Source organism: Nocardiopsis halotolerans DSM 44410 (assembly GCF_000341065.1).
GTDB classification, from domain to species: domain Bacteria; phylum Actinomycetota; class Actinomycetes; order Streptosporangiales; family Streptosporangiaceae; genus Nocardiopsis; species Nocardiopsis halotolerans.
Window position 1 is genome coordinate 14622 of record NZ_ANAX01000357.1, and the last position, 3976, is coordinate 18597.

Sequence of the window (3976 nt, forward strand, 5' to 3'; positions counted from 1 at the left end):
CGACGAGGTAGGCGCCCTGGACGTCGGTCAGGGGGAAGGGGTCGTGGCGCGTGGCGGGGTCGGGGGTCAGGGAGGGGGCGGCCTCGGCCTCCAGAAGCGCGATGACCCGGTCGCGGTGTTCCCGCAGGGCCGCACGGTGTTCGTCGGTGAGGGCCCCGGTGGGTCCGCGGAAGCGGATGCGGCCGTCGTCGGCCCACAGGTGGACGCCCGCGGAGCGCAACTCGTCGAGCAGGGAGCGGAGGGCGTCGGGGGCGTCGGGGGCTGGTTGCACGGTGGGCTCTCCTCTGACTGGTCCGCTGGGAACGGACCGGATCGGGGACGTGTGGGGTGGTGGGGGGAGGTGGCTGGTGAGGCGGAGAACGGGGGATGTTCGGGTGTCCCGGGCGGGGTTGCGAACCGAGTGGTACGCGGGTTCGGTGGGGCGGGTTAGACGAGTGGCACTGACCAGGCAGTGCTGCTGGGACACAAGTGGCGGGTGGTTCGCGTGTGAGGCTCCGGGTGAGGGTTGTGAGCCGAGCGGTGCGCAAGCGGTGATGGGGGCGGGGTTCAGATCACCCCGGTCTGGACGTCGTCGGGCCGGATCGCTCGGACCTGGTCGGCGAGCGCGGCGAGCGTGGGCGCGGCCAGGAAGGCACGGGTGGACAGCTCCTCGCCGAGTTCGCGGCGCAGGACGGTGATCATGCGGATGGCCAGCAGGCTGGTGCCGCCCAGGGCGAAGAAGTTGGCCTCGCGGTCGTCGACCACGGTGCCGGTCAGCTCACCCCAGACGCGGGCGATGTGCTCCTCGACCTCGTCGGCCGGGGGCGTTCCCTCCCCGTCCGTCTCGGCGGCGGCCGTCTCCTCCAGGGCGCGGAGGTCGACCTTGCCGTTGGGGGTGAGGGGCATCTCCTCGACCGCCCGCACGCTCGCGGGGACGGCGTGGGCGGGGAGCCGCTCGGTGAGGTGGCGGGCCAGATCGCCGGGCGTGTGTGCGCCCTCTCCGGTGGCCACGAAGGCGACCACCCTGCGGGAGGTGCGCTCCCCCACCGCCAGGGCCGCGGCCCGGCGCACGCCGGGGTGGTCCTCCAGCGCGGCCTCGACCTCGCCGAGTTCGAGGCGGTGCCCGCCGACCTTGACCTGGCGGTCGGCGCGGCCCAGGAACTCCAGGAGCGCGCCGGGCCGGTAGCGGCCCAGGTCGCCGGTGCGGTACCAGCGCTCTCCCCCGGCGGTGACGAACCGGGACGCGGTGCGTTCGGGGTCGCCGCGGTAGCCCAGGGCCACCCCGGCGCCGCCGATCCACAGCTCGCCGGGCACCCAGTCCGGGCAGTCGAGACCGTGGGGGTCCACCACCCGGTAGCGCTGGTCGCGCAGGGGCGTGCCGTAGGGGACCGAGGGCCAGCCCGGGGGGACGTGGCCGCCGTCGAAGGCGTTGGACCAGATCGCCGCCTCCGTGGCACCGCCCAGGGCCACCAGGTGGACGCGCGCGCCGCTGGCCCGGCGCAGACGCGGGGCCAGGTCGCCGCCGACCCAGTCACCCGAGACCAGGGCCAGCCGCAGGGAGGAGGGCAGCCCCCTGTCCCGGGAGGCCAGGATCAGCATGTCGAGCAGGGCGGGAACGGTGTTCCAGACGGTCACACCGTGATCGGCGCACAGCTCGCGCCAGCGTTCGGCGTCGCGGCGCTCGTCCTCCTCGGGCAGGACGAGCGCGCCGCCCGCGCCGAGCAGGCCGAAGACGTCGTAGACCGACAGGTCGAAGTCGAGCGCGGACAGGGCCAGGACCCGGTCGCCGGGGCCGACCCGGTAGCGGTCGTTGACCTCGGCGACGGTGGTGAGCGCGGCGGCGTGGGAGACCTCCACGCCCTTGGGCTCCCCGGTGGAGCCGGACGTGAAGATGGTGTAGGCGGCCTCGCCGGGGTCGCGCGGCACGGGCGCGTCCAGGGGCGGCGAACCGAGGAGCTCGGCCACGTCGGCGGCCCGGGGGGCTCCGGCGCCGTCGCCGACGGCCAGAACGGTCCGGGCCGCGCGGTGGACGCGCTCGCGCCGCAGTGGCGGCTGGCCCACGCCGACCGGGACGTAGACGGCTCCGGCGGCCAGGGCTCCCAGGACCGCGCAGATCTGGTCGGGTCCCTTGGGCAGGCACACCGCGACCGCGTCACCGGGACGCACGCCGCGTTCGACCAGCCCGGCCGCGACGCGCAGGGACCGGTCGGCCAGATCGCCGTGGGTGAGCGCGCCCCGGTCGGTGACGAGGGCGGGGGCGCTGGCGCGGTCGGCGGCCCCGTCGAAGAAGGCCTCGTGCAGCAGGCCGCGCGGCGCGGCACCGGAGGGGGCGTTGACGGAGGCGCGCACCACGCGCTGCTCGGCGGGCAGCAGCTCCGCGGCGGCCCGGGACCACCCGCCCTCCCCGTCGCGGACCAGGGCGCGCAGCATGCCCAGGTAGGCGGCGAACATGGCGTCCAGGACCCCGGGGCGGAAGAGGTCCTCCACCGCGTCCCAGTACACCTCCAGCCCGCCGCCGCTCTCCATGACCTGGTTGTCCAGGTACACCTGGGGCGACTGGGACAGGCCCCACACCCGCTGGGGGAAGTCCGGGGAGGGGTCCATGGACACGCCCTCGCCCACGCCCAGGGAGCTGGTGAACACGACCGGGATCCCGGGCTGGGCGGTGCCGGTGCGCCGCGCGAGTTCGCGCAGCACCTCCTCGGCGGGGACCTCCCTGTGGTCCAGGTCCCGCCCCAGGCGACGTTGCAGGTCGCGGGCGGCCTCGACCGGGTCCTGCCCGGGAGCGCGGTGGTAGGAGGTCAGGGACAGGGAGGTGAAGTCACCCAGGACGCGGCCGATGTGGGGGTGCAGGTCGTGGCGGTTGAACAGGGTGAGGGTGAGGCTGAGGTCGGTCTGCCCGCTCCAGCGCCCCAGGACCTCGCCGTAGCAGGCCAGCAGCAGGGTGGAGGGGGTGGCGCCGACGGAGCGGGCCAGGCCGGTGAGGGCGGCCCACTCCTGGGGTGTGAGCCGGTCCGACCGCCGGGTGAAGCGCGGCCGGTCCACGTCCGCGGGGTCGGCTCGCAGCGGCAGGGCGGGTGCGGCGGGCAGGTCAGCGACGCGTTCCCTCCAGTAGTCGCGGTCGCGCCGCTCGCGTTCGGGGTCGGTCCGCGCCTGGGTGAGGTAGTCGCGGAAGGTCACCCCGACCGGTTCCAGGACGGCGTCGGGCTCGCGGTACAGCAGGTCCAGCTCGGTGTGGAGGGTCATGATGCTGAGCGCGTCCAGGACCAGGTAGTCCAGGCCCACGCCGAGGCGGGTCCGCTCCCGCCCGTCGCGGACGTAGCGCACGGCCCGCACGTCGAACAGGGGCCAGCGGGTGGGGTCCAGGACCTGGTGGGACATGCTCTCGCGGAGTTCGGTGAGCGCGGCCTCGGGGTCGTCGGGGTCGGCCTCGGCCACGGGCACCCGCACGGGCGGCGCGGAGGGCAGGACCCTCTGGTTCCCGTCGGCGTCGAAGACGGCCCTGAGCATGTCGTGCCGGGCGACGAGCCGGTCCAGGGCGTTCTCCATGCGGCGCAGGTCCACGTCGGCGCCGTCGAACTCGGTGTAGTGGTAGGTGCCGACCCCGCCGAGGGTGAAGTCGGGGCTGCGCCCGGTGAGGTAGGCGCGCTGGACTCCGGTGGGCGGGAAGGGGTCGTGGCGCGTGTCGGGGTCGTGGACGATCCGCTGGTCGCCGACGGCCTCTCCCCGGGCCGGGAGGCGTGCGGCGAAGTCGGCCAGGACGGGGTGGGCGAACAGCTCCGAGACGCCCGCGTCGGCGTGACCGAGCGCGCGCAGGGCGGCCACCACGCGCGTGGCCAGCAGGGAGTCGCCGCCGAGCGCGAAGAAGGAGTCCGTCCGGTTGAGGGGCCCCGAGCCCAGCAGGTCCGCCCAGACCCGGGCGACCAGGGTCTCGGCCTCTCCCACGGGGGGCTCGCTGGTGTGCGCGGCTCCGGCCAGGTGCTCGCGCAGGAGGCGG

At 75.4% G+C, this 3976-nt stretch carries 2 protein-coding genes (1 of these 2 running past the window's edge); both read right to left on the reverse strand.

The window, feature by feature from the left end; genetic code table 11:
• Positions 1–466, reverse strand: the 5' portion of a protein-coding gene (locus tag D455_RS35675) for a TubC N-terminal docking domain-related protein (protein ID WP_449289323.1). Its footprint begins 170 nt before the window's first position; the window shows 466 of its 636 coding nt (coding positions 1–466); it begins with the start codon at positions 464–466; the stop codon falls past the left edge of the window.
• A gap of 80 nt (positions 467–546) precedes the next feature.
• On the reverse strand, positions 547–3976 hold a 3430-nt coding region (locus D455_RS31750; protein ID WP_017573649.1), incomplete at its 5' end, for a non-ribosomal peptide synthetase.